The sequence below is a fragment of the Jiella mangrovi genome, assembly GCF_017815135.1.
Classification (GTDB): Bacteria; Pseudomonadota; Alphaproteobacteria; order Rhizobiales; family Rhizobiaceae; genus Jiella; species Jiella mangrovi.
This window is the reverse complement of record NZ_JAGJCF010000005.1, coordinates 221,855-246,234: the sequence shown is the minus strand read 5'-3', so window position 1 is coordinate 246,234 and position 24,380 is coordinate 221,855. Positions and strand designations below refer to the sequence as shown.

The 24,380-nt window shown below is 64.4% G+C and carries 23 protein-coding genes; 18 read left to right on the top strand and 5 right to left on the bottom strand.

Going from position 1 to position 24,380, the window contains the following annotated elements:
• Position 1 precedes the first annotated feature (1 nt).
• Positions 2–766: a HesA/MoeB/ThiF family protein gene (locus J6595_RS10195; protein WP_209594362.1), complete on the top strand. Its 765-nt coding sequence runs from the start codon at positions 2–4 to the stop codon at positions 764–766.
• 64 nt (positions 767–830) lie between these two features.
• Here the strand turns inward: J6595_RS10195 and J6595_RS10190 are convergent, their stop codons facing one another.
• From J6595_RS10190 to sppA, 5 genes are all read right to left on the bottom strand, one after another.
• Positions 831–2,228 (bottom strand): uracil-xanthine permease family protein, encoded by a 1,398-nt coding sequence (locus J6595_RS10190; protein WP_209594361.1) that lies wholly within the window; start codon positions 2,226–2,228, stop codon positions 831–833.
• A gap of 356 nt (positions 2,229–2,584) precedes the next feature.
• Positions 2,585–3,052 carry an Hsp20 family protein gene (locus J6595_RS10185; RefSeq protein WP_209594360.1) on the bottom strand — a complete coding sequence of 156 codons (468 nt, stop codon included), beginning with the start codon at positions 3,050–3,052 and terminating at the stop codon, positions 2,585–2,587.
• A 759-nt stretch (positions 3,053–3,811) separates the two neighbouring features.
• Entirely contained in the window at positions 3,812–4,189 is a 378-nt protein-coding gene (locus tag J6595_RS10180) for a LapA family protein (RefSeq protein ID WP_209594359.1), read from the bottom strand.
• 192 nt (positions 4,190–4,381) lie between these two features.
• Positions 4,382–4,663, bottom strand: coding sequence for an integration host factor subunit beta (locus tag J6595_RS10175; RefSeq protein ID WP_209594358.1), 282 nt, complete (start codon positions 4,661–4,663; stop codon positions 4,382–4,384).
• A 100-nt stretch (positions 4,664–4,763) separates the two neighbouring features.
• On the bottom strand, positions 4,764–5,747 hold the full coding sequence (sppA, locus tag J6595_RS10170; RefSeq protein ID WP_209594357.1) for a signal peptide peptidase SppA: 984 nt from the start codon (positions 5,745–5,747) through the stop codon (positions 4,764–4,766).
• A gap of 242 nt (positions 5,748–5,989) precedes the next feature.
• On the opposite strand from sppA, the gene lptC reads away from it, so the two are divergent.
• From lptC to tssG, 17 genes are all read left to right on the top strand, one after another.
• Positions 5,990–6,694 (top strand): LPS export ABC transporter periplasmic protein LptC, encoded by a 705-nt coding sequence (gene lptC / locus J6595_RS10165; protein WP_209594356.1) that lies wholly within the window; start codon positions 5,990–5,992, stop codon positions 6,692–6,694.
• Between the two features lie 6 nt (positions 6,695–6,700).
• Positions 6,701–7,330, top strand: coding sequence for an LptA/OstA family protein (locus tag J6595_RS10160; RefSeq protein ID WP_209594355.1), 630 nt, complete (start codon positions 6,701–6,703; stop codon positions 7,328–7,330).
• A 206-nt stretch (positions 7,331–7,536) separates the two neighbouring features.
• Entirely contained in the window at positions 7,537–8,310 is a 774-nt protein-coding gene (lptB, locus tag J6595_RS10155; protein ID WP_342453150.1) for an LPS export ABC transporter ATP-binding protein, read from the top strand.
• 197 nt (positions 8,311–8,507) lie between these two features.
• Entirely contained in the window at positions 8,508–9,956 is a 1,449-nt protein-coding gene (rpoN, locus tag J6595_RS10150; protein WP_209594353.1) for an RNA polymerase factor sigma-54, read from the top strand.
• A 277-nt stretch (positions 9,957–10,233) separates the two neighbouring features.
• Positions 10,234–10,803, top strand: coding sequence for a ribosome hibernation-promoting factor, HPF/YfiA family (gene hpf, locus J6595_RS10145; protein WP_209594352.1), 570 nt, complete (start codon positions 10,234–10,236; stop codon positions 10,801–10,803).
• A gap of 59 nt (positions 10,804–10,862) precedes the next feature.
• Positions 10,863–11,327, top strand: coding sequence for a PTS IIA-like nitrogen regulatory protein PtsN (ptsN, locus tag J6595_RS10140; RefSeq protein WP_209594351.1), 465 nt, complete (start codon positions 10,863–10,865; stop codon positions 11,325–11,327).
• Between the two features lie 281 nt (positions 11,328–11,608).
• Positions 11,609–13,411, top strand: a complete 1,803-nt coding sequence (locus J6595_RS10135) for a type VI secretion system Vgr family protein (protein ID WP_209594350.1) — start codon at positions 11,609–11,611, stop codon at positions 13,409–13,411.
• Complete coding sequence (locus J6595_RS10130; RefSeq protein ID WP_209594349.1) at positions 13,408–14,052, top strand: DUF6931 family protein; 645 nt, start codon at positions 13,408–13,410, stop codon at positions 14,050–14,052. The genes J6595_RS10135 and J6595_RS10130 overlap by 4 nt, the downstream gene beginning before the upstream one ends.
• 19 nt (positions 14,053–14,071) lie before the next feature.
• Entirely contained in the window at positions 14,072–15,547 is a 1,476-nt protein-coding gene (gene tagH / locus J6595_RS10125; protein WP_209594348.1) for a type VI secretion system-associated FHA domain protein TagH, read from the top strand.
• Between the two features lie 176 nt (positions 15,548–15,723).
• The gene (locus J6595_RS10120) at positions 15,724–16,296 is read left to right on the top strand and encodes an OmpA family protein (RefSeq protein WP_245197987.1); all 573 of its coding nucleotides are present in this window, start codon (positions 15,724–15,726) and stop codon (positions 16,294–16,296) included.
• A 36-nt stretch (positions 16,297–16,332) separates the two neighbouring features.
• The gene (locus tag J6595_RS10115) at positions 16,333–17,667 is read left to right on the top strand and encodes a type VI secretion system protein TssA (protein ID WP_209594347.1); all 1,335 of its coding nucleotides are present in this window, start codon (positions 16,333–16,335) and stop codon (positions 17,665–17,667) included.
• A 102-nt stretch (positions 17,668–17,769) separates the two neighbouring features.
• Complete coding sequence (gene tssB / locus J6595_RS10110) at positions 17,770–18,330, top strand: type VI secretion system contractile sheath small subunit (protein ID WP_209594346.1); 561 nt, start codon at positions 17,770–17,772, stop codon at positions 18,328–18,330.
• Positions 18,331–18,357: 27 nt separating this feature from the next.
• Complete coding sequence (gene tssC, locus J6595_RS10105; RefSeq protein ID WP_209594345.1) at positions 18,358–19,890, top strand: type VI secretion system contractile sheath large subunit; 1,533 nt, start codon at positions 18,358–18,360, stop codon at positions 19,888–19,890.
• A gap of 130 nt (positions 19,891–20,020) precedes the next feature.
• Positions 20,021–20,509, top strand: a complete 489-nt coding sequence (locus tag J6595_RS10100; RefSeq protein ID WP_209594344.1) for an Hcp family type VI secretion system effector — start codon at positions 20,021–20,023, stop codon at positions 20,507–20,509.
• Between the two features lie 120 nt (positions 20,510–20,629).
• The gene (locus J6595_RS10095) at positions 20,630–21,214 is read left to right on the top strand and encodes a type VI secretion system baseplate subunit TssE (protein ID WP_209594343.1); all 585 of its coding nucleotides are present in this window, start codon (positions 20,630–20,632) and stop codon (positions 21,212–21,214) included.
• An 8-nt stretch (positions 21,215–21,222) separates the two neighbouring features.
• Entirely contained in the window at positions 21,223–23,193 is a 1,971-nt protein-coding gene (gene tssF, locus J6595_RS10090) for a type VI secretion system baseplate subunit TssF (RefSeq protein WP_209594342.1), read from the top strand.
• On the top strand, positions 23,190–24,341 hold the full coding sequence (gene tssG / locus J6595_RS10085; protein WP_209594341.1) for a type VI secretion system baseplate subunit TssG: 1,152 nt from the start codon (positions 23,190–23,192) through the stop codon (positions 24,339–24,341). The genes tssF and tssG overlap by 4 nt, the downstream gene beginning before the upstream one ends.
• Positions 24,342–24,380: the final 39 nt, after the last annotated feature.

The window sequence follows — 24,380 nt, the reverse complement described above, 5'->3', positions numbered from 1 at the left end:
CATGAGCGACACGACACTCTCACCGTCGGAGATCGAGCGCTATGCCCGCCACATCGTCCTGCCCGAAGTCGGCGGCGCCGGCCAGCAGGCCCTGAAGCGCGCGCGCGTCCTCGTCATCGGCGCCGGAGGCCTTGGTTCGCCGGTTGCCCTCTATCTCGCGGCTGCCGGCGTTGGAACGATCGGCATGGCGGACGACGACGTGGTGTCGCTGTCCAATCTGCAGCGACAGCTGCTTCATGGAACGCCCGATGTCGGCCGCCCGAAACTTGCGAGTGCCAGGAAGAGCGTTGCCGCCATCAACCCCCATGTCGAATTCGTCGAACACCCGGTTCGGCTTGGCGCGGAGAACGGCAAGGCGATCGTCGCGCCCTATGATCTCGTCATCGACGGCTCGGACAATTTCGCGACGCGCTACCTGATGGCGGATCTGTGCGAAGCGGCGGAAATTCCGCTCGTCACCGCTGCCGTGCAGCGCTTTTCCGGTTCCCTCACCGTCCTTGCGCCGCACGGGCGCGACGCGGACGGACGCGAAAACCCGCGCTACCGGGACCTGTTTCCAGAGGCCCCTCCCCCCGGCGTCGTGCCCAGTTGCGCCGAGGCCGGCATCCTCGGCACGACCACGGGCGTTCTCGGCACGCTCGCGGCCAATGAGGCGATCAAGCTGATCTGCGGCATCGGAGACACGTTGATCGGCAAGCTCCTGATGGTCGATCTCCTCACCATGCGGTTCGAGACGATCCGCTACCGGCGGCCGAAGACCCGCTGACGGGCTGTTGCCCGTCCACTGACCTCATGCCCCCAGGAATCCCAACGACGAACGGCGCACCCGCTCACGCCGCCGGCACCGCGCCTTCGCTCGATGAGCCGGCGGGGGCAGGATGTTCGGCCTTTTCGGGGATGAGAAGCGTCAGCAGGATCGCGGACAGGCCCGACAGGGTGATCGGCGTCGCGAAGACCTGACGCACAAAGTCCGGCAACTGCTGCGTTGCGTCCGGCACGAGGGTCACGCCGAGGCCGAGGCCGAAGGAGACCGCCATGATATAGGCCTTGCGCCGGTCGATCTCCTCGGTGGCGAGAATGCGGATCCCCGCAACGGCGATGGTGCCGAAGAGAACCAGCGTCGCGCCGCCGAGAACGGGCTTGGGCAGGAGCAGGAACGTGCTGCCGATGATCGGCAGGAAGCCCAGAACGACGAGAAAGCCGGCAATGTAGTAGCCGACGTGGCGGCTGGCGACGCCGGTCATCTGGATGACGCCGTTGTTCTGGGAAAACGTCGTGTTCGGGAAGGTGTTGAACAGCGCTGCCAGCCCCGAATTGATGCCGTCGGCGAGGACGCCGCCCTTGATGCGCGAGAGATAGAGATCCCCCTTCACCGGCTCGCCGGCAATGACCGAATTGGCGGTCAGGTCGCCCGTCGTCTCGATCGCGGTAATCAGATAGATGAAGGCGATCGGCAGGAACAGCGCGAGGTCGAAGTCGAAGCCGTAGCGCGCGGGCATCGGCAGGGCGAAGACCGGACCCGATCCGAAATTCGAAAAATCCACCTTGCCGAGTACGAGCGCCAGGACAAAACCAGCGACCAGCCCGAGCATGATCGCAGAGATCCGGATCATCGGATTTCCGTGGAACGACAGAACGAGAATGACCGCGACGACGAAAAAGCCGAGCAGGAGATTGATCGGATCCCCGAGGCTTTCGCCGGCCGTCGCGCCGCCGGCAAAGTCGGTGAAGCCGACCTTCACCAGCGACAGGCCGATGATGGTGATGACGATGCCCGTGACCGTCGGGGTGATGATTCGCCCGAGCTTGCCGATGAATTGCGACAGGACGATCTCGACGAGACAGCCGACGAGGCAGAGGCCGAAGATCATCGCAAGAATATCCTGCGGCGTTCCGCCCCGGCCCTTCACCGCGAAACCGGCCGCGAGAACGGCGCCGAGAAAGGCAAAGCTCGTGCCCTGGAGGCTGAGGAGACCCGACCCCACAGGTCCGATGCGGCGGCACTGGATGAAGGTGGCGACGCCCGAAACGAAAAGCGACATGGCGATGAGATAAGGCACCTCGGAGCCGAGGCCGAGAACGCCGCCGATGATCAGCGTCGGCGTGACGATGCCGACGATCGCCGCCAGAATGTGCTGGAAAGCGGCGAGAGCGCTCGGCCCGGGCGGTGGCACATCTTCCAGCGAATAGATCAAGGTGCCCACCGGCGTTGCCGTCTTTTCGCTCATCTCGCCTCTCTTTTTCTCAGTTTGCTGCGGCCGGCTTCCATGACATCGAGTGACGTCTATCCTGCCGCATGCGCGACGGACATGCGAACTCTTTGGATCGACGCATCGGATCTCCGCCGATCAAGACCGGGCTTCGGGTCGATACTGACGCGCTTTTCGCCGCCTTCCGATATGGAAAGCAGGAAGCGTACCAGTTGCAGCGCTCCGCCGGGCAGGACGCTTCGAGAGGTCGGCAGGCATTGCCCAAAACAAAAACGCCCCCGGAAAACCGGGGGCGTCGTATCGATCGCCAAGCAGCCTGCCGCGCTGCGGCACGCCAATGTTCGAGGCAAGGGCCTCAGGCCCTGGCCGAGCCCTCAGGCCGCGGCGGCCTCGATCTGCTTCTCGTTGCCGTTGCCGGCAGCCGTCGCGATTTCGATCTTGCGCGGCTTCATCGCCTCGGGGATCACCCGGACGAGATCGATGTGCAGGAGGCCGTTCTTGAGGCTCGCGCCCTTCACCTCGACATGCTCGGCGAGCTGAAAGCGGCGCTCGAACGCACGGCCGGCAATGCCCCGATAGAGGGTCTCGGACGACCCGTCTTCCTTCTCGGCCTTTTCACCCGTCACGGTCAGCGTGTTCTCACGCGACTCGATCGAAAGTTCGGTCTCGTCGAAGCCGGCGACGGCCATGGTGATGCGATAGTCGTTCTCGCCAGTCCGCTCGATGTTGTAGGGCGGATAGGTCTGGCCGCTGTCGGGCTGCGACAGGCCATCGAGCATGGACACCAGCCGATCGAAGCCGACGGTGGAACGGTAGAGGGGGGCAAAGTCAACATGACGCATGATGTTCTCCATTGGAAGCAACAGTTTCGCGTATGACCGATCAAGCAACCCGATTGGCGTTGCTTCGGCCGTTGCGGCCCTTTCCAGCGGCCGCGCTCCCGATTTGGTGGCGCCTTTTCGCCCGTTCAAGAGGACCAATTGTCGGCGGAAGAAAAAATTTGATGGTTGCTGGTGGACGGCCATTGGCGGCAAGCGCGCCCGCCCGGAGACGCACAGGACGGCTTTCGCTCTGCAAACTGCGAGACGCTGCGTCCTTAAAACCAGGAGATTGGAGCGTTCAAAAAGCGTATCGGCGAAAGTCGCGGCCACGGCCCGATATTCGACTTCGTTTCAGGCCGCCGAAAGGTCGCCGAAACGAACTCTCTCGTGGAACAACAGTATGAACGGAAAATGAATGCGGGCTTCCGGCGACGTTCAGCCGTCACTTGCGATTGTGATCGTCATGGAACGGATCGAGCGACCCAAGCGGTGCTCGTCCTCTCCGCCGCCAGCCGTCTTAGATTTTGCATATGGCGGTTCTGAAACGGTCGCAGTGTCCCGTCCCTTCCACTGTGGCCGCTCGACCGGGGGTCTTAAGACGGGGCTCCCGGTCTTTTTTTTCGGCAGCGGGTCCAGCGCCGCTCATATCTTGAGCCACTCACGTTTCAAGCCACTCACGTTCAGCTGCTCGACCCGTGGATGACTGCCAACTGACTGGACCGGAACAAGCGGTCGACAAACGGCTCTCACCAAGGCTGCATATGGCGCCGGCAGCGGCGATCAGGCGGCTCGTGCGGCCGGAACCATCGCTCGCGACGAGGCACCACTGGCCGACGCGGCGCGATCCTCCTCGAGCATGCGGATGCGCTCGTCCTTCTTGTCGGACTCACGCTGCAACCGCTCGATCTCGTGCTTGCGCTTGTAGGACGCACGGCGATGGTGGGCCTGGGTGAGGAACGTGCCGATCCCCCCGAGCACGACACCGAAGATGACCGCGCACATCAAAAGGATCGACAGTCTCGCATCGAAGGTCAGCTGAGGGATGGTGCCGAACGGATCGAGACTGACGGCGACGTCTCCGCGGTTCACGACCATGAACACGACGAGCACGATCGCGATCGGCACGAGGATGATGGCGGAAACGATTTTGGCGATCATTATGGCTTCGTCCAGGGTCGTCTCTATCGGCCGCTCGCGGCCTATCAAACCCCGGGGATCATCGCCCGGAGCAAACTCTCGAACCTGAATTTCAGGTCTGCGCCATTAGATGGCAGAAGCCGGCCCGGCGTCAACGCCGCCAACAGGATCGGCTCCGGCAAATTGCTCGCGGCGCGCGGATTGACGAGCGGCCTATTTGGCGTTGAGCCGTTCGCGAAGTTCCTTGCCGGCCTTGAAGAACGGCACCCACTTCTCCTCGACCGACACGGCCTCCCCGGTGCGCGGGTTGCGGCCGGAACGCGGCGGGCGATTCTTCACCGAAAAGGCGCCAAAGCCGCGCAGCTCGACCCGATTGGAGTCGGAAAGCGCTTCAGTGATCTCGTCGAAAATGGCGTTGACGATCGTTTCCACGTCCCGCTGGTAGAGATGCGGGTTGCGGTTGGCGATCGCCTGAACGAGCTCGGACTTGATCATGTGCGATATCCCTTAATTCAAAACGACCCAGGCGAGCGAAGTCTGAGCTTGTCGCGACGTTCGCACCCAATTCGCAAAATCCTCATCAATTTCCGAGGCTTCACTGAACATTTGCACGGCTACTGAAAGGCTGCCAGAGCGACACGAGCCCGTCAAGACGGCCCGTCTTCATCAGGAGCGCCGATTCAAGGGATTCGGCCCTCGGATCGAGACCAACCACCGAGTAGGCGAGCGAACGGGCCGATGCGAGCAGCGAAAAGGACGAGCTCTCCTCCGGCTTGCGATCGACGAATTTCAGCCCGGCCGGAATCTTCCGGTCCTGTTCGAGCCAGCGCCGAACGGCCTTCTCGCCGCCGATCTCGTCGACGAGCTTGAGATCGATGCCCTGGTGACCGGTATAGATCGATCCGTCCGCAAGCCGCCTTGCCTCGGCGAGCGGGATCTTGCGGCGCTCGGCGACGAGACCGACGAACCAGTCATAGGTGTCCATCACCAGCCGCCGGATCATGTCCTCGGCACCCGGCGGCGGCGGGCCGAACGGCGAAGGCTCGGCTTTCAGCGGCGACGACTTGATCGCGTTCACCTCGACGCCGACCGTATCGAGCAGCTTTTCGGCGTTGACGTACTGGAACAGCACACCGATCGACCCGACGATCGACGTTCGCCGGGCGACGATGTGATCGGAACCTGCGGCGATCATGTATCCGGCGGATGCGGCGAGCGTGCCGACTTCGGCGACGACCGGCTTTTTCTCGGCGATCGCACGGACGGCCTCGTAGATCGATTCACCGCCGGCTGTGGTGCCCCCCGGCGAATCGATCCGCAGGACGACGGCCTTGACGTTGGCCTCGTTCCTGAGCGCGCCGAGCATGTCGAGAAGCTTCTGGTCCTCCAGGATCATGCCCTCGATCGACACGCGGGCAATCTGGTCCGAATGCTGGGTGCTTAGCGCTTGCGGATAGCCGAGCAGGAACGGTGCTGCGATGAGCGCAACAACCGCGATCGTGACCGCGACGATCCGCCAAAAGCTCAGCCTGCGCCTCAGCCGCCGACGGTCGATCAGATCTGCGGCCACATTGACCATTGCGCGCTCCGTGCTAAGACCTCGGATTGTCGCCTAACGAAATCGGCAGCGGCTGTGAAGCCGAAACCGCAATCGAACGTAAAGCACAACGACGATCATGGTGCGACGATCTGCCCTGCTCGGGCTATAGACTGTCGTCAATGACGGTCGTCGATGCTATGAGACGCAACCCTTCCGAGTTTCGCGACCGGCTCAGCGAGCGGTTCGGATCTTCGCTCGGGCCTGTGCGATGAGAGGTTTTCTTGACATTACAGACGGTTGATCTCGACCTGCGACGGCTAGGCGACAGCGGCACGTCGGTCAATTCGGCCGATCGTCGCGCCGAGTTCGCGCGCGCCGACCGTCACACGAAAATCGTCCGGGTCCTCAAGATCGCCCTGCCGGCTCTGGCTGCGATCATCATGATCGGCGGTTTCGCGCTCATCTGGCTGGCGCGCAGCGTAACCGACAACGTTTCCGTGACCAGCGCGTCGATCGATGACGGAAGCGTCGTCATGCAGGATCCGCGGATGTCCGGCGTCGACAGCAAGAACCGGCCCTATCAGCTGATCGCAACGCGCGCGGTGCAGTCTCTCGACGGTGGCGGCATCTCGCTCGATGCCATCCAGGCGAAAGTCGCGATCAGCGACGACGCGACAGCCGATATCCGCGCCGATGCCGGCTATTACGACGCGACGTCGGGCATGCTGCAACTCACGAAGGGCATTTCCGTCAAGACGACCAACGGCGTTTCGGTCCAGCTTGCCGGAGCAGACATCGATCTGACCTCCGGGACGATGAACGGCCAGGGGCCGGTTGTGATCAAATCCGGCACCCAGACCATCGAGTCCCAGAGTTTGAAGGTCTCTGACAGCGGCAAGCTTCTGTCCTTCGGCGGCCGCGTGAAAATGCTGATCAATCCCGCCTCGCTGAAGAGCGAGACTTCCGCCTTCCAGTCGAAAGAGTGACGGAGCATGACTTCTCAGATTTTTCGTAATGCCGCCTTTTGCCTCGGCATGCTGACCGTCACCAGTTCTGCGGCTCTCGCCCAGACAGGCGGCGGAGCCACCCAGACCTTCACCGGGCTCCAGCTTCGTGCCGACAAGCCGATCGCCATCGAAGCCAACCAGCTCGATGTCGACGATCGCAACTCGGTCGCAACCTTCACCGGCAACGTCTCGGTCAAGCAGGGCAACGTCCAGCTGAATTCCGGCAAGCTGATCGTCTACTACAAGCGCAATGGCAAAGGCTCCGGCGGCCAGTCCGGCAACGCGTCATCCGCCCAGTCGGCTCCCGGATCGCTGCCGGGCGGCTCCAGCCAGATCGAGCGGCTGGAAGCGACCAACAACGTCTATGTGAAGTCGGCCGATCAGGTCGCGACCGCCAATGCGGCGAATTTCGAGATGGCGAGAAAGCTCGTCACCATGACCGGCAACGTCGTTCTCACCCAGGGTGACAACGTCGCCGAAGGGTGCCGGCTGACCATCTCGATGGATACCGGCGTTGCCAAGCTCGACAGCTCGTCTTGCGGCAAGGGCGCCGGCTCGGGCCGAGTCAAACTGATGCTGACGCCCGGACAAAGCGGCGGCGGCCAATCGCAGTAGTTGCGATCTTCCCGGCCCATGTCCGGCACGACCTCGAGCGGATCTCGTGCCGAGCCTTCCATCGTGGCGGCGCGATACGTGCAAAACCCGAACCGATCGCGCAATGCGCGCTTGGATCACGGCACTCGCGCCGTTAGATGTGCGATACGACGCTCATCCAAGAGGCCGCCGGCCGTTCGGGACCATGCGAAAATGAGGTTCGAGGCGTGAATGTTATCTCGAAGCCCGACGAGGTTGCGACACGATCCGCGCGGGTCGACGGAACCCTCGTTGCCGAGGGGCTGACCAAGACCTATCGTGGCCGGCGCGTCGTCGATGACGTCGGAATGGAGGTGAACCGTGGCGAGGCCGTCGGCCTGCTCGGACCGAACGGCGCCGGCAAGACCACCTGCTTCTACATGATCACGGGCCTTGTCCCGGTCGATTCCGGGCGCATCTCCCTCGACGGTCACGACATCACCAAGGTGCCGATGTACCGGCGCGCGCGCCTCGGCATCGGCTATCTCCCCCAGGAGGCCTCGATCTTTCGCGGCCTGTCGGTCGAAGACAATATCCGCGCGGTTCTCGAGGTCGCCCAGCCCGACAGGAAAGCCCGAGAGGCCGAGCTCGACGAACTCCTCGAGGAGTTTCACATCTCGCATCTTCGCAAACAGGCCTCGACCTCGCTGTCGGGCGGCGAGCGGCGGCGCTGCGAAATCGCCAGGGCACTGGCCTCCAAACCGACTTTCATGCTGCTCGACGAGCCCTTCGCCGGCGTCGATCCGATCGCGGTCGCCGACATTCAGGGTCTCGTTCGCCATCTTACCGCCCGCGGCATCGGCGTCCTCATTACCGATCACAACGTGCGCGAAACGCTCGGCCTGATCGACCGCGCCTACATCATGCACGCGGGACGGGTTCTGACCCAGGGGAGCCCGCAGGCGATCGTCGAAAACCGCGACGTCCGCCGCCTGTATCTGGGCGACCAGTTCAGCTTCTGAACCAAAGCCTGATACCGCCGCGTCAGCCTGCCGTGACATCTGCGATTGACAACATATCGTCTGACTCGCTTTGATGACGCCATGCGGGCCGGGAGGGAGCCACGCGGCTTGCTCTCCGAAGCCCGGCTCATCTGTGTCAGGTGACGCGGGTATGACGTCCACGAGATACAAGTCCAGAGCGAGTTCGATCGACTTAGATGGCACTTTCCGCAAAGCTGCAGGTCCGACAATCACAGTCGCTGGTGATGACACCCCAGCTTCTTCAGTCGATCCGTCTTCTGCAGTACAGCAACACGGAATTGCAGGCTTTCGTGGACATGCAGATGGAGCGCAATCCGCTGCTGTCCCCGAGCGCCAGCGCTTCGGCGGAGACACCATCGCAAACGCCGGTCCTGAACGGCGCGCCTGTGGGCGGCGAGAACCGCAATCCGCCAGCCGCGGCGCAAAGCCAGGCCCCGCGCCGTCCCGCGACATCGTCCCCGCGCAGAGGGTCGGAGCGAGCCTCCCCGGGGGACGGCGACTTTCGCATCGAGGATCTCGCCGATCGCCGCGTCTCGCTGCTTGGCCACGCGATGAAGGAAGTCTCGGACATCCTCGGTGACGAGCCCTCCCGCAGGATCGGCGCATTCCTGGTCGAGCACATGGACGAGAGCGGCTATCTGCGGGTTTCGGCAGACGAGGCCGCCGCCAGCCTGACCGAATGCCCTGAGATCGTCGACGCCGTGATCCGCAGATTGCAGAACGATGCGGCACCAGCCGGTCTCTTTGCCCGCGACCTGTCCGAATGCCTCGCCATTCAGCTCAAGCGCCGCGATCGCTACGACCCCGTCATCGCCGCCGTCCTGGAAAATCTCGACCTTCTTGCGCGGCGCGATTTTCCGGCCCTTCGCCGCATCACCGGCGAGGACGAGCCAGGGCTCATGGATATCCTCGCGGAAATCCGGGGACTTGATCCCAAGCCTGGCCATGCCTTCGATCACGATGGCTCTGAGGCTATCGTGCCGGACGTCTTCGTCGTGGAGGCGCCCGACGGCGGCTGGCAGTTGGAGCTCAATCCAGACGCCCTGCCCCGTGTCATCGTCGACAATACCTATCTCGCCGCCGTCCGCGACGGCGCGCTCAGCGATGGCGACCTCGCCTTTCTCGGCGAATGTCAGCAATCGGCGAACTGGCTGGTGCGCTCACTCGATCAGCGCGCCAAGACCATCCTCAAGGTCGCGACGGAGATCGTCCGGCGCCAAGATGGTTTCCTCAGCCACGGGGTCGGCGGATTGCGGCCGATGACGCTGATGTCGGTCGCCGAAGCGATCGGCATGCACGAATCGACGGTCAGCCGCGTCACCTCGACGAAATACATCGCCACCCCGCGCGGAACGTTCGAGATGCGCTTCTTCTTCACCGTTGCGATCGCCTCGGCCAATGGCGGCGACGCGCATTCGGCCGAGAGCGTCAAGCATCGGATCAAGATCCTGATCGACGCCGAGAGCGCCGGCAGCGTCATGTCCGACGACGACATCGCCGGCGTTCTCAAGAAGGAAGGCATCGATCTCGCCCGGCGAACCGTCGCGAAATACCGCGAAGCCCTCGGGATCGCCTCGTCGATCCAGCGTCGGCGGGAAATGAACGCACGCCAGCTCGCGTCCTGACGGCCTGGGTCTTTGGCGGCGGCCAGCCCGTTCATCTTTCTATGACGAACTTGGCATCCGCTTTCCTTGCGGGCCGGGTCCCATATCTAATTTCCTGTTGGGTGCGCGCGTTGACAGGTTCGTATGACGTTCCTAGAAGGCGCCACTCCCGAATGCGTCTTCCAGCGGGCCGAAGCAAGAGCGGCTGCGGGGAAGGACGTGAGATGGGAATACGCCGCGACCCGCGGTCGGCTGCAGGGCGGTCGGTCCGTCGACGGCGAGGAACAGGAGAATACAAATGGCCTTGCGCGTATCGGGAAAGCACATGGACATGGGCGAAGCCTTCCGCGTGCGGATCGAGGAGCGACTCGGCGAGGCGGTCGACAAATATTTCGACGGTAATTTCTCCGGTACCGTCGTCGTGTCGAAGGAAGCCAGCCGATTCGCGACCGACTGCGTGGTCCATCTTGATACGGGCGTGGTGTTTCAGGCCGCCGGCGAAGCCCATGATCCGGACGTCAGCTTCAACGAAGCGGCGGAGCGCATCGAAAAGCGTCTTCGCCGTTACAAGCGTCGGCTGAAGGACCACCAGAACAACAGCCATCGGGAAATGGCCTATCAGGTGATGGCCGCGATCCCGGAAGAGGCCGAGGAAATCCCCGCCGACTACGCTCCCGCGATCATCGCCGAGACGACGCTCAAGGTCGGCACCCACTCGGTCGCCGGCGCGGTGATGGAGCTCGACCGGCAGGACAGCCCCTTCGTCCTGTTCAGAAATGCCCATTCGGGCGACCTCAACATCGTCTTTCGCCGCCCCGACGGCAATTACGGCTGGGTCGATCCCTCGAATTATTCGCGAGAATCGTAACGACGCGATAAGCTGCGCCGAGTAGGATGACGTGCCCGCAATGAGAAGGCAGGCCTTCTATGGATGTCGATACCCTGGTTGAACCCGGTGCGATCCTGCCCGACCTCAGGGCGAATTCGAAAAAGCAGGTGTTGCAGGAGCTGGCCGGCAAGGCAGCCGAGCTCACCGGCATTTCGGAACGCGAGATTTTCGAGACGATCCTCGGCCGCGAGAAACTCGGCTCGACGGGGGTCGGCAACGGCATTGCCATTCCCCATGGCAAGCTTGCCGATCTCGACCGGATCGTCGGGCTGTTCGCCCGCCTGAGCCGTCCGGTCGACTTCGATGCTCTCGACGACCAGCCCGTCGACATCGTTTTCCTGCTGCTTGCCCCTCAGGGCTCGGGCGCCGATCATCTGAAGGCGCTCTCCAAGGTTGCGCGGCTTCTGCGCAACCGCACCATTGTCGACGAGATCCGCGCCACGAGAGACGCGAGCGCCATCTACGCGCTGATGACCAACGCCATGGCGCAGAACGCGGCCTGACGGGCAAGCCCCGGCCGCGTACCGAGACACCGGCAATTTGCACCGAAATCCGGTTTGACGCTTACCCGCCGCGAAGGCTCGGCGGCTCGTTTGCCGCGACGTGATACACTCGCATAACGAGATTTTTCTTCGATAATTCACATACAGGTTGTTGACGCCGCGCTTCCTTTGCTAGGCTGCGATGGTCGAGCATATCGGCCCGTCGGGCTCGACCGAGCGGCATGGTCGCCGCGTTCGGTATCGGGACGACAGTTCGAAAGCACGGGGGACGGCACAGGTCGATGAGCGGATCGCTGCTGCAACGAACGCGCATCGGTGAATTGACGACACCGTTCGGCGAGGATGTCCTGGTGCTCCACCGGCTGACCGGGACCGAAGCGATCAGCGAAAATTTCGAACTGCGCGTCGATGCCCTGTCGAAGCAACCCGACCTCGATTTCGCCTCGGCAATCGGTGAGCATTGCACCGTCAGACTGAATACGATCCGCGACGGGGTGCGCTATTTCGATGGTCTTCTCACCGCCGCCGAATGGCTGGGCGCCGAGGAAGGCGCCTATCGCTATCAGCTGACCCTCAGACCCTGGTTCGAACTCCTCGCGCATCGTGTGAACCGGCTCATCTTCCACGAGATGACCGCCCCCGAGATCGTCGCGAAGGTGTTTTCCGAGCATGGCGGACTGGCCCGCTTCGAGCAGCGTCTCACCCGTTCCTATCCGACGCTCGAATACACTGTGCAGTTCGAAGAGAGCGACTTCGATTTCTGCCAGAGATTGATGCAGGCCTATGGGATCGCCTACTACTTCCGCCATGGCCGCGGCGAGCACACGCTCGTCATGGCAGACGGCATCTCCGGCTATGACCCGGTGCCGGGCGCAGTCAGACGATACTATCCGCTTAACCGTCAGTATCGACGCGACGAGGAACATATCTCGCGCGTCGTCGCCAGCCGCCGGTTCACCCACGGCCGCTCGAGCATCGGCGACTACGACTTCAAGAAGCCGAGCGCCGACCTCAAGGCGGAAAGGCGCGGCGACACCGACCACGCTCATGGCGATCTCGAGGTCTATCGCTTTCCCGGCCGCTACACCGAACGCGGCGACGGCGAGGAGATCTCGCGCAGACGGATGGAGGCGACGCGCGGCCTCGACCGGCAGCTTACCGCAGAAGGCGACTGCATGAGCCTCTCGCCGGGCCATCTCGTCGAGCTCGACAATCATCCGACGGGTTCGCTCAACCGCGAATATCTGACGCTTTCGGCAAGCCATCACTACCGGGCGGAGGACTATATCAGCGGGGCGTCCGGCGACGAGGATTCCTATGAGGGGATCCATACGCTCCTGCCCTCGAACATTCCCTTCGTGCCCTTAGCGACGATCCCGAGGCCGCGAGCGCCCGGCCCGCAGACGGCGATCGTCGTCGGCGAGGGCGAGATCGACTGCGACGAGCACGGCCGTGTCCTCGTGCGCTTTCACTGGGACCGCAAGCGCGATCAGTCGATGCGGTGCCGCGTCACCCAGGTCTGGGCCGGCAAGGGCTTTGGCGGCATCTTCATTCCCCGCGTCGGCATGGAAGTGATCGTCGACTTCCTCGACGGCGATCCCGATCGCCCGGTGGTCACCGGCTGCGTCTACAATGGCGAGAACAAGCCGCCCTATCCGCTCGGCGACCAGAAGAACATCGCCGGTTGGAAATCCAGTTCGACCCTCGGGGGTGGTGGCTACAACGAACTCGCCGTCGATGACACCAAGGGCAACGAGCTGGTTCGGCTGCACGCCCAGTACGACCTCGAGGCCAAGGTGCTCCACGACGAACGGCGCCGCGTGCTGAACGACCGGGAGACATCCATCGGCCGGGACGACACGCTCGATATCGGTCGTGATCTGACCGTGACGGCTGGCCGGCAGATCACGCTGAGGGTCGGCGCGAGTTCGATCGTCATCGACGGCCAGTCGATCACCATCCAGTCCCCGAACGTCGCGATCAAGGCTTCGCAGGATTTCTCATCGGATGCCGGCATGACGTCCGAACACAAGGCCGGCGTCGTGATGGATATCAGGGGCAACCTGGTGAAGATCAACACATGAGCGCGCCGGCCGAACCCATCGCGTCACAGCCGGCGGAGATCGATCGGCCGGTGGCACGGGAGAAGATGGTGCTGCCCGTGCTTGCCCGCGAAGTCTTCTCCGCCATCCCGGAAATCGGCGACGACATGTGCGCCCGACCGACGGCCGAGAGCTGCCCGGATTTCCTGGCAGGCCTGCTGTCATCTGCGACGCCGGAAGAGGCGATCACGTTCTGCGCCTACGTCCTGCCGCCCTCCGCGTCGGTCGCATGGGGGCATCGATGCCTTCAAGCACGGCCAAGCGGGCAAACGGCCATCGATCAGACCCTCGAAAGCCTCATCGGCGACTGGGTTGCGCAAGGCGGGCAAGACGGAAGCAGAGAGATCCTGCGCCGCGAGATTCTGGAGATCGCCGAGCCCATCCGCCCGCGCAGCCCGGCGGTGTGGATCGCGCTCGCTCTCGGCTGGAGCTCCGGCAGCATATCGGCGCCCGACCTTCCCCCGCTTCTTGCCCCTTCCTTCGCCACGCCGAGAGCGGTCAATGCCGGAGTGCTGGGGCTCCTGGCGAGGTGCGATCTTGCCGAGCGGTCGGACACGCTCGGCGAATTCGTCCGTCTCGGCCGACGCATCGCCGCCGCGATCGCCGCCGGCCGCGAGATCTGAAAGACGTCAGGAGCCCGTCATGCGCATCGACCTCGTCCTCGAAAATCTCGACCGGCTCGACAATGGCGGGCCGGTGAGCTTCAGCGCCACCGACCGAACGTTCGAGATCGGACGCGAGCCGCCGCGAGACTGGGTGTTGCCCGATCCGGACCGGTTCGTCTCCAGCCGCCATTGCGAGATCCGCTTCGAGGACGGCGGTTTCGTCCTGATCGACCATTCGACAAACGGCACCTTCGTGAACGGCTCCGACAACCGCCTGCCGGGCCCAAGGCGCCTCGAAAGCGGCGACCGGCTTCTCATCGGACAATATCATGTGACGGTCCAGATCAGCGCTACCGTCGGTGGATGGGAAGATGACGAGCCGCGCCTCGCCACGGCCGGCAACGCATGGAGAGAGCCGCCTCGTCCGGCGGCGGCGATCGCGGATGCGTCGGACCCCTGGTCGATCGACGGCCCGGTCCCGCCACCGATCGAACTCCGGCCGGCACCGCAGCCGAACCCGCCGGCATTCGGGCAGGAGCCGATCGACTTCGTGCTGCAAGGCCCCGGAGCGAGCCCGGCGGACGCCTTCAGGCCGGCTCCAACGGACTGGTCGGATGATGCCGAGGCTAGAGGCAGCCATGGCGAACCGCGCGCATTCGAAGAGTATGACCAAAGGTTCGGCAGTGGCGGCACCGAGCCTTCGCAGCCCTTCGACGAAGAGGACGATCCGTTCGAAATCAATGCGTCCCCTGCCCGCGCCGAGCCGGTGCGCCCGGCGCCGTCGGTTGCCGCTCGACGCCGACGGGATGAGTGGTCCGAACGCGAGCCGAGGGCTGCCGAACAGAGCACCGGTGCGGTGCGCGATGTCGCGCATCGTCCTGCGTCGATGGAAGCCGACTTCACAGCGCAAGTCACGGAGCCATCATCGCCGCGAGAGGCCGAGCGGCTCCTCTCCGCGATGGCACAGGCTGCGGGCCTCGATCCCACGATCTTTTCCGGTCGGCCGCCCGAGGAGGTCGCGAGAGAGATCGGCACCCTTCTGTCTCTCGTCACCGGCGGCGTCGGTGAACTGCTGCGGATGCGGGCGAAGGCCAAGACCGTCACCCGCAGCGGCGACCGCACGACGATCGAGGCGATGGGGAACAACGCCTTGAAGTTCTCGCCGAACCCGCAAGGCGCACTCGCCAAGATGTTCGGCGCCGACGGCCCCGGCTATCTCGCCCCTTCCGAGAGTTTCGAGGAAGCGTTTAACGACCTCTCGCAGCATGAGCTGATCACCTTCGCCGCCATGCAGAAGGCTCTGAAGCGCCTCATCGACGACCTCTCACCCGAAGCGATCACGGCGCGGCTGCCCTCTTCGGTGATGCCCTTTTCGAGGAAGGCCCAGGCCTGGGACCTGTTCGTCAACCGCTGGGATGCCAAGACCGAGCCCTTTGAACACGGCATGCTCGACGTGTTCCTCCAGTATTTTCGCGAGATCTACGACGAAAACGCGCGTTCCCGTCGGCGGTGACGGCGCGCGATCGCCGGATGGCACGAGCGCGACAAGGAGCATCTCGTCGAGTCGGCAAAAGATGGACCGGCCTGAGGTCTGATGACGCGCAGCTTCCCGGTTCGTTGACACCATGGCGTGAAATCTTTTAGATAATACACGCAAAGCGAGAACATTACCAACCGGAGAGGGCGCTCATGTCGAGACGATCGATCCTGTCCATCTGCCTGGCGGCACCACTCGTCGCGTTGTTTTCCATGGCCGGACCGGCGGCTTCCGATCCTGCCTATGATCGGCGCGACATCGCCGAGTTCTTCGTCAAGTCCGCCAATGAGGTGAAGGGCCTCGGCAAGTCGCGCTCCATGCGGATGGCGGGAACGCGGGGCATCTGCGTCGGCCTCGAATCCGAGTGTGGAAAGGCCGAGCCACGTCCTACCGGCTGGGATCTTCTGATCAACTTCGACTACGATTCGGCCATGCTGACGCCAACGGCGCGGGAGAACCTTCGGGAGATGGCTGCGGCGCTGACCGATCAGAGGCTGCGCGCGGTCCAGTTCGTCATCGAGGGGCATACCGATGCTCGCGGCGCCGACTGGTACAATCAGGACCTGTCGCGCCGCCGCGCCGAATCCGTCCGTGCCTATCTTCTGGCTCACGGGATAGAGCCGGGCAAGATCTCGGCGCTCGGCCTCGGCGAGCGCGTGCCGCGGGTTTCGAACCCTTTCGATCCCGTCAATCGGCGCGTCGAGATGCGCGTTAGCGTTCAGTAATCGCGCACACAATCATCGAAACCAGCGAGGCGCGGGATGGTCGATCAGGCGGCATTGCTCGAACCCCTGTTTGACGACGAGCCTTGCGGTCCCGATCTCGTCGCAGCCGGAGACCCTGATTTTCTGACGTTTCGCGACCGGATCGAAGCGCTCTTGCCGACCAGCTTTCCGGGCGGCCTGTTGACGCGCGATGACGGTCGCGCCTTCGAGCCACGAGAGATCAAGCTGCGCGACGGGCGCGAGGCGATCGCAGCCCTCCTGTCTCGCTCCCGCGATCTGCGCTTCGTGCTGTTGGAGGCGCGGCTCCTGCTCCTGACCGGAAATATCGGGGGCTTTGCCGGCGCGATCGAACTTTCCGCAAAGCTCCTCGAAGCCCGCTGGAACGACGTTCACCCACGCGCGCCCTCGCAGCGGCGGGCCGAGTACGAGGCTTTCGATCCGCCTGCCTTCGGCCCCATCCCCCTGCAATTCGTGCCGCTTGTGACCGACCGGCGTGCCGGCGTCATCCGCTTTCGCGACTTCCTGATCGCGATCGGGGAAGCGCGTGCTCGCGCGGACGAGACGACGCTCGATGAAACGAGGATCCGCGCCGTCCTCGCCGATGCTCAAAACCTGAAGGCGGTCGAAGCGCTTCGCGGGTACGTCACGACGATCAAGGACAGCCTCGAAGCGATCAAGGCGACCTTCGTCGCCAATGGCGAGGCTGGCGAGGCACCGCAGATGAAGGCTTTTCTCGGCACGGTCGCGCGTATCGCGGCGCTGCTCGACGAAGCCTCAGGCAAGACGCCCGATGCCAGCGAAGACGCCGCGAGCGTCGCGGCTGGCGCAGTTTCGAGCTCGCCGCAGCCGCCTCCCGGACTTTCGGCGCTGGCGACGATCCCGATCGGCCATCACGGCGAAGCCCGCCTGGCTCTCATCGGGGCCGAACATTACTTTGCCGGATCGGAGCCGTCGTCCCCGGCCCTTCTCCTCGTCCATCAGGCCCGCATGCTGCTCGGACGACCGCTGATCGAAGCCTTGCAGATTCTGGCACCGCAGCTGATCGGCTCGGCCACGCTGACGATCGACGGCCCGCCGGGGCTCGCGCTCGATCTTGAACGGCTGCAGGCCTTGAACGACAGCGCGATCTCTGCGGCAGACATGACGGCCTCCGCGACAGCGACGCCTGCGGCACCGGCCGACCCGCGCTTCGTGGCCAAAAACCGGGACGGCGCCGCATCGCTGATCGCCAGCGTCGAGGCCTATGTCCGGCTCGCCGAGCCCTCCAGCCCGGTCCCGATCCTGCTCGCCCGCGCGCGCGGTCTCATCGGCAGCGACTTCCTCGCCCTGATGCCGCATCTGTTCCCGTCATCGTTCCCGAAAGGCGAATGAGACCGACACGAACGGCGCAGGAAAACCCTTATAGGTTTTGTTTGACTTTCTTATACAACTCTGGCTTGCTTTCAGATATCGCAACGTCAGGGAGCAACGTCCATGGCCTCCGATTCCGCTCAGGACTTCATCGGGCGCAACCGCCGTCCGCGCGTGCATATCTCCTACGAGGATCCGCACGATGCCAACCGCCGGGTCGAACTGCCCTTCGTCATGGGTGTGATGGCGGACCTTTCAGGAAACGCGCCAGAAGTCGAGAAGCCGCCGGTGGGCGAGCGCAAACTCGAACAGGTCGACATGGAAACCTTCGACGAATTCATGGGCATGGTGAAGCCAGGCGTGCGCTTCGCCGTCGAGAACAAGCTGGGTGAAGGGGGCAGCGACCGCCTCTCCGTCAAGCTCGACTTCCGCTCCATGGACGACTTCAGCCCGGCGAAGATCGCGAAGAACGTCGAGGCTCTGAACCGTCTTCTCGAAGCGCGCCAGCAGCTCTCGAACTTGCGCAGCTACATGACTGGCCGCGTCGAGGCAGAGAACCTTTTGCGGAAGCTTCTGTCCGATCCCGCGCTGATGGCGACGATCAAGGACCGCCGCGTCACCGGCTGGACGGCGGCTGGCAACGGCCACGCCGCCGAGAGCGACCAGTCCGGCGACGGCGCCTGAACCGATGCGACCAGAGGAGAATGGGCAATGAGCGATACCCAGTCCACCGCGATCGAGATCGAGGCCGAGACCGCCTATCTGGAGGAAAGCGAGGGCGACGCCTTTGCCGAGCTCTTGAAGCAGAGCATCAATCCGACGAAGTCCGAGGCGAGGGAAAAGGAGGTCGATCGCGCCTTCGACACCCTGATCGCGGAGGCTCTGGAGCACGCCGACCTCGTCGATTCCGACGTCTACAAGACGCTCGACGATCTGATTTCCCGTCTCGACAAGACACTGTCCGCGCAGGTGAACGCGATCATCCATCACCCCACTTTTCAGGAGATCGAGAGCGCCTGGCGGGGTCTGGAATATCTCGTCACCAACTCCGAGACCGACGCGAGCCTGAAGATCAAGGTGATGAATGTCGGCAAGACGGAGCTCTACAACGAGCTGGAAAGCTATCGCTACGGCCGCTGGGACCAGAGCCCGCTCTTCATGGAAATCTACGAGGCGGAGTTCGGCCAGCTCGGCGGCCAGCCCTTCGGCGCGATCATCTGCGACTACTATTTCGAGAAGTCACCGACCGACATCGCGCTTCTGCGCCATCTCGGCAAGATCGCTGCGGCTTCCCACTGCCCCTTCATCGCCTCCGCCGGCCCCGCCCTCCTCGACATGGAAAGCTGGAACGAGCTCGGCAAGCCGCGAGACATCTCGACCCTCATCGACAGGCCGGACTTCGCCGACTGGAAATCCCTACGGGCCTCCGAGAACTCCCGCTATCTCGGCCTTTGCATGCCGCGCGTCCTGTCCCGCGAACCATACGGCGCGAAATCGATACCCGTCGAGGCCTTCGGCTTCGAAGAGGAGACCGACGGCCATACCGGCCAGAAATATGCGTGGATGAACGCTGCCTACGCCTATGGAGCCAACATCAACAGGGCCTTCAAGGAATATGGCTGGACGGTCCAGATCATGGGCGTCAATTCCGGCGGCGAAGTCTCGGATCTTCCCACCCATGCCTTTGCGACCAGCGATCCGACGGGGAGTTCGGGCAAGATGCTCGACCTCAAATGTCCGACCGAAGTCGCAATTCCCGACCGCCGCGAGGCGGAGCTCAACGCCGCCGGGCTGCTGCCGCTGGTTCATCGCAAGAACACCGACAGGGCTGCCTTCATCGGTGCTCAGTCGCTGTATCAACCGAAACTCTACGAAAACGACGCCGACGCCACCGCCTCGGACAAGCTGTCCTCCCGGCTCACCTACATGTTCGCGGTGTCGCGGTTCGCCCATTACCTCAAGCAGATGGTCCGCGACCACATCGGCACCTACAAGGAACAGGAGAAGCTGCAGAACTGGCTGCAGACCTGGATCTACCAGTATGTCGACGGCGACCCGCGGAATTCCACGGATGCGGCCAAGGCCAAGCGGCCGCTCGCGGAGGCGCGGGTCGACGTTTTCCCCGACGAGGAAAACCCCGGCCATTACGGCGCGAAATTCTATCTGCGCCCGCATTTCCAGCTCGAATCCGTCGATATCGGCCTCAGCCTCGTTTCGAAGCTGCCCAAGAGCGACTCGGCCTGAGGCCTTCGCGACCTGAACCTTTGCACGGCATCGCCCGGCCGAATTCCAGCGGTGACGCCGCGCAAGGGACGAAGCCAGTCAGACATCGCTATCGCTGGACGGACTGTCCGAGCACCACTGGAGACGCGAAATGGCCGTCGACATTTTTCTGAAGATCGAGGGTATTCCCGGAGAATCCCAAGACGCCACGCATGCGGGCGAGATCCGAATTCTCGCCTGGAGCTGGGGGCTCGCCCAGAGCGGCACGACTCACATGGGCCCCGGCGCCGGCTCGGGCAAGGTCGCGGTGCAGGACATCACCTTCACCAAGAACTGCGACAAGGCGACGACGAACATCCTGCGGTTCTGCTCCAACGGCAAGCACATTCCCCAGGCGCTCCTGACCATCCGCAAGGCAGGCGGCGACGCGCCGGTCGAGTATTTCAAGCTGATGATGACCGACCTCATCATCTCGTCCTACGCTACCGGCGGGTCGGCCGACGGGCTCGATCAGCTCCAGGAAACGGTGACGCTGAACTTCCGCAAATTCACCGTCACCTATACCGAACAGACCCGGCAGGGCACGCCCGGCGCAGCGACCGAGGCGACGTGGGACATCGCCGCCAATGTCGGCCACTGACAGAAAGGCGGCTACGCGAAGCACCGTCAACGCCGCCATCCCGCGCGCCGATACCCGTACCCGCCGATACCCTTACCCGATGAGATCTTTCTGAAGTCACGGCCATGCCGGAGATGCCCGATGCCGCCCCGATCCCCGCAGGACCGCTACCAGGCCCCGCTGATGCTGGTCTTCGCAAAGCCGCATCAGGGCAAGCACGAACGGCAGCCCGGCCGCGTGAACCAGCGTGAGCGCGGTGCGAGCGAACCGGACAGGCTCACGGCGCCAGGACGCACCGCGACCCGGCAGGACATTCTCAGGAGCTTCGTCGCCGGCCTCGACGCCCTCGTCAACACCGTCGATCTCGCATCTTGCGTCGATCTCTCCGACCATCCCCGGACCGCCGCCTCGATCCTCAATTACGGTCTTGCGGACATCACCCGCCTGAGCGCGGAGCCGGGCGCGCTCGACGAGCTTGCCGTCAGTCTGCGGCGGGCGCTTCTGCGGCACGAGCCACGGCTGATCGCAGACAGCCTCGTGGTCGCCGCGTCCCACAGCGCCAATCCGGCCGATGCCGGCGGTTACGAGGACGTCTCGCGGCGGCTGCGCCTCGATGTTTCCGGCGAGATCGCCTTCATGCCGCAGCCCATCGCCGTCGCCTTCCATGCCGATCTCGACGTGACTGCCGGCAGGGTTCGCATCGACGCCCCTGCGCTTTCGCCCTGAGCCCTGCCATGGACGACCAGCTGCTTTCATCCTTCGAAGAAGAACTCGCCATCCTCTACGAGCGGGCCGCCGATTTCGCGGCGGAGTTTCCAGGCGTCGCCGAACGGCTGGGCGGCCTCAACCGCGAAACCGCCGATCCCGGCATCAAGGCGCTGCTCGAAGGCGCCGCTTTCATGGCGGCCCGGGTGCAGTTGCAGCTCAAGGCCGAGTTCGCGACCTTCACGAACGAGCTCCTCGACCAGCTTCTGCCCGGCCATCTGGAGCCGGTGCCCTCCTGCGCCCTCGTCGAGGCGGAGCCACTGCCTGGCGGTGACGCCTCCTCCGGGCCGCGCATTGCCCCGGCCGGCGCGATCATGGAGAGCACGCATCGCGACGCCAAGCGCGGCGTCGCCTGCAGGTTTCGGCTGGCGAGCCCGATCAGCCGCTGGCCTCTCGCGCTCGAGGCGGCCGCTTATCTGCCCTCCACGGCGTCGATGCAGGCCCTGCACGCCGGCGCCGGACCGAGCGTCATGGCGGGCCTGAAGATCACGCTGCAGCGCCTTGATTCCTCGGGATCGCAGGTCGGCGGCAAGAAAGGGTTCGCCGCTCTCGGAATCGACGATCTCACCTTCCACATAGTCGGGGCACGCGCTGAGCGCGACGCGATCTACGAACAGCTCTTTGCAAGGCTCGAGGGGATCGCGATCCGTCACGTCGACGACAATGGCGATCCGCGCTTTTCTCGTCTGCCGTTGACCGCAATCGAGCCGATCGGCTTTTCCCGCGACGAGAGCCTCTTTCCCGCCGACGATCGCGTTTCGCCGGGGCTTGCGCTGCTGCGCGAATTCTTCGCCTTTCCAGACAAGTATCTCGCCTTCCGCCTGACCGGGCTTTCGTGGGCTCTCAAGGGGGTCTCGTCCAGCGAAATCGACCTCGTCTTCGAGTTCTCGGACGTCGATCCGACGCTTGCCGCGCGGGTGTCGGAGCGAAGTTTCCGACTTTACGCAGCGCCGGCGGTCAATCTCTTCGAGAAGCACTGCGATCGCATCCGCCTGTCTCCGGAGCGTTTCGAGCACCAGGTGGTGCCGGATCGAAGCGCGCTTCTGGAATACGAGCCGCACCGGGTGACAAGGGTCTCCGCGATCTACGCAGGCAAGGCCGAGGGCGCCGCCGTCCTGCCGCTGCATGCGCCCGCCGCCGCGCCCGACGTCGCAAGCGAAAGGGCAGCGCCCGCGTCGGGCGGGCCTTCTGGTGCGGCGTTGACCTTCACCACCCGGCGCCTGCCGCGGCGACTGACCGACCAGGAGCGCCGACACGGTTCGGGACCGGTCTATCGCGGAACCGATCTGTTCCTGATGCTGGGCGAGAGCTCCACCCTTGAAGCCGATCGTGCCCCGCGGGAACTCGCCGTCACCGCGCTCTGCTCCAACCGCCACCTCGCCGGCGAGCTGTCGCGCCTGCCCGATGGCGGCCAGATGCGGCTCTACGGCGACAGCGAGACGCCGCTTCGAGCCATCGTCGGGCCGACCGAGCCACGCCGGTCGATCGTCGCGCATCCGCAGCCGGGCGGCGGGCCCGAGCGCGGCGAAAGCCTGTGGCGGCTGATCGGTTTTCTGTCGTTTTCCCACAGCGGCCTCGCCAGCCATGACCCGGCAGCCGGTGCCGAGGCACTGCGTGCGGTCCTGTCGCTTTATGCCGACCTGTCAGAGGCGGCCACCGAGCGCCGGCTGCGCGGTATTCTGGCGCTTTCCTGCCAGCCGGTGACCCGGCGGCTGCGCCGGCCGGACGGCTTTCACGGCGCACGCGGCATCGCAGTGACGCTGCGGCTCGACGACGCCGCCTTCGAAGGCGTCGGAGTGATGCTGTTCGGCGCCGTCATGGAGCGGTTCTTCGCCGATCTTTCCAGCGTGAATTCCTTCACCGAGACGGTGATCACGACACCCGCCCGAGGCGTCGTCAAACGCTGGCCTCCACGCTCGGGAACCGGGGCGGTGTTTTGAGCGAGCCGCCCCCCGTCCCGCCCCTTTCGCCGGAGCCGGCGGAGACAGCGCCCGGCGAGGCCATCGCACCGCCAGACGGTTCGCTCGCGGCACGCGCCCGCAAAAATCCCGACGCCATCGATCTCATCGTGCTTTTGCGCGCCATCGAACGCGGCGCCGGCGCATTGCCCCGGATCGGAAAGAGCCGCACGATCCGCGAGGACTGCGTGACGCTCGGCCAGGAGCCTTACGTCGAATTTCCCCTCGGAAATCTGGCTTCCATCGAGGATCACGCCGGCCGCCCGCATGTGATGACGCGATTTCTCGGCTTCTTCGGGCCGCAGGGGGCGCTGCCGCTTTCGACGACGCTGGAAGCGATTGCCTGGCGGGATGCGCAGGATCCGTCCTTCCTGCGCTTTTCCGAGATCGTCTCGAACCGCTTCCTGCAGCTTTTCTTCCGGGCCTTCGCCGATGCCCGCGCGATCACCCAGAACGACCGGCCGACCGAGGATCGCTTCGGCTTCTACCTGGCGAGCCTTTCGGGCGGCGCAGCCGAAGACGGCCGTGCCTCGCCCATGAGCAAGGCGGCGCGCCTCGGCTTTGCCGGCCTTTTGTCGAAGCGGGCAAAGACGCCCGCGCAGCTTTCGCAGCTTCTGTCCGGCGCGCTCGGCATCAGGGCGACCATCGTCGAGCGGGTGCCGAGCTGGCTGATCTTCGAGCCGGACGAACAGACGGCGCTCGGTGTCGGACGATCGAGCCTTGGGCGCGACACGGCGATCGGGACGCGCCAGCTCTCCCTCGCCGACAAGATAGCGATCGAGATCCGGGCGACAAATCTCGCCGAATATCGCGCGCTTCTGCCCGGCGGGCGGCTGGCCGGCGCGCTGGCCGAGCTCGTCTTCCTCGCCCTCGGCCGGCGCGTCGAGGCGGAAGTCCGCCTTGGCATCCCCGCCGGGCTGACGCCGCCGATGTGCCTCGGCAAGTCCGGCGAACTCGGCCTCACCGGCTGGGTCGGGCCGCCGCCCGATCCGGCCGCCGGGACCCGGGACGACGCGCCCTATCGCTTCGACGCCCGCTACGTCCCCGCCCTGAAAGCCACCGCTTGCAGCATCGGCCCGAAGATCGGAATCGATTTTCGGAAAGCACGATGCGGAGATTCAATGGTTTAGAGCGTCCTTTGTGCCTCCCGTCGGACACACGGCGCTCTA

Bases quoted from the DNA above. Each gene is read 5' to 3' on its own strand.
- J6595_RS10100 (WP_209594344.1), top strand. From the start codon at position 20,021: ATGGCCGTCGACATTTTTCTGAAGATCGAGGGTATTCCCGGAGAATCC.
- rpoN (WP_209594353.1), top strand. From the start codon at position 8,508: ATGGCACTTTCCGCAAAGCTGCAGGTCCGACAATCACAGTCGCTGGTG.
- tssB (WP_209594346.1), top strand. From the start codon at position 17,770: ATGGCCTCCGATTCCGCTCAGGACTTCATCGGGCGCAACCGCCGTCCG.
- sppA (WP_209594357.1), bottom strand. From the start codon at position 5,747: ATGGTCAATGTGGCCGCAGATCTGATCGACCGTCGGCGGCTGAGGCGC.
- J6595_RS10135 (WP_209594350.1), top strand. From the start codon at position 11,609: ATGAGCGGATCGCTGCTGCAACGAACGCGCATCGGTGAATTGACGACA.
- tssC (WP_209594345.1), top strand. From the start codon at position 18,358: ATGAGCGATACCCAGTCCACCGCGATCGAGATCGAGGCCGAGACCGCC.
- tagH (WP_209594348.1), top strand. From the start codon at position 14,072: ATGCGCATCGACCTCGTCCTCGAAAATCTCGACCGGCTCGACAATGGC.
- J6595_RS10120 (WP_245197987.1), top strand. From the start codon at position 15,724: ATGTCGAGACGATCGATCCTGTCCATCTGCCTGGCGGCACCACTCGTC.
- J6595_RS10130 (WP_209594349.1), top strand. From the start codon at position 13,408: ATGAGCGCGCCGGCCGAACCCATCGCGTCACAGCCGGCGGAGATCGAT.
- J6595_RS10115 (WP_209594347.1), top strand. From the start codon at position 16,333: ATGGTCGATCAGGCGGCATTGCTCGAACCCCTGTTTGACGACGAGCCT.
- J6595_RS10095 (WP_209594343.1), top strand. From the start codon at position 20,630: ATGCCGCCCCGATCCCCGCAGGACCGCTACCAGGCCCCGCTGATGCTG.
- J6595_RS10190 (WP_209594361.1), bottom strand. From the start codon at position 2,228: ATGAGCGAAAAGACGGCAACGCCGGTGGGCACCTTGATCTATTCGCTG.
- ptsN (WP_209594351.1), top strand. From the start codon at position 10,863: ATGGATGTCGATACCCTGGTTGAACCCGGTGCGATCCTGCCCGACCTC.
- hpf (WP_209594352.1), top strand. From the start codon at position 10,234: ATGGCCTTGCGCGTATCGGGAAAGCACATGGACATGGGCGAAGCCTTC.
- J6595_RS10180 (WP_209594359.1), bottom strand. From the start codon at position 4,189: ATGATCGCCAAAATCGTTTCCGCCATCATCCTCGTGCCGATCGCGATC.
- J6595_RS10185 (WP_209594360.1), bottom strand. From the start codon at position 3,052: ATGCGTCATGTTGACTTTGCCCCCCTCTACCGTTCCACCGTCGGCTTC.
- J6595_RS10160 (WP_209594355.1), top strand. From the start codon at position 6,701: ATGACTTCTCAGATTTTTCGTAATGCCGCCTTTTGCCTCGGCATGCTG.
- tssF (WP_209594342.1), top strand. From the start codon at position 21,223: ATGGACGACCAGCTGCTTTCATCCTTCGAAGAAGAACTCGCCATCCTC.
- J6595_RS10175 (WP_209594358.1), bottom strand. From the start codon at position 4,663: ATGATCAAGTCCGAGCTCGTTCAGGCGATCGCCAACCGCAACCCGCAT.
- J6595_RS10195 (WP_209594362.1), top strand. From the start codon at position 2: ATGAGCGACACGACACTCTCACCGTCGGAGATCGAGCGCTATGCCCGC.